Source organism: Pseudomonas sp. 51_B, assembly GCF_017491595.1.
GTDB classification, from domain to species: Bacteria; Pseudomonadota; Gammaproteobacteria; order Pseudomonadales; family Pseudomonadaceae; genus Aquipseudomonas; species Aquipseudomonas promysalinigenes.
Genome location: NZ_JAFGYW010000117.1, coordinates 1 through 572, shown reverse-complemented (window position 1 = coordinate 572; position 572 = coordinate 1). Strand labels below are relative to the sequence as shown.

General features: G+C 67.1%; 1 protein-coding gene. It reads right to left on the bottom strand.

The features are described from left to right. Positions 1-264, bottom strand: a 264-nt coding sequence (locus tag J5M56_RS23935; RefSeq protein WP_207937934.1) for a hypothetical protein, incomplete at its 3' end; no start/stop codon positions are given. Between the last annotated feature and the right edge of the window lie 308 nt (positions 265-572).

Here is a 572-nt window from a genome sequence, read left to right as displayed (position 1 = left end):
CTCCGTCAGCGATCCGGCGATGGGGTTCGGCGATCGGTTCTGAGCGGGGCGAGCCGCCGCGGTCGGTCGCGGCGGGACGATGTGGAGATGGAGGGGGCGAAAGAGGAGAACAAAGGCCTGACGCGCACGACAATGGTTGCTCACCTGCTCGCCCACTGCCATCGGCCGCGGCACGCCAAGCCTCGGGCGAGGTCGCTGTCTCGACATCGGTGCAGCCGGCGACGGCAGCAGCACATGGCGGCATGCCTGCATGATGGTCGTCATCGGAAAATCGACTGGTCCGCGCATAACACGGCGGCAGCGCCTCCTGCATCTCCTGCATCAAGACCGAGGCCTGATGTGCCATCCGAAAACCGCCGGTCCACGGTCGCCGCGCCAGCCCTGCTGTGAACGAACAGCTCGAGCCAGCCGACCATTCGCTGCCCTCGTCGTAGCCGTGCATCACGTAGGCGAACTCGTCGACGCTGCGCGCCACGGTGAAAGGGGGCGGGACGCTCAAAACGTTACTGGACACGGCGCAGGCCGACTATGGGGCGACCGATGCCGGCGCGCAAGGCCGGGGACAGAAGCTC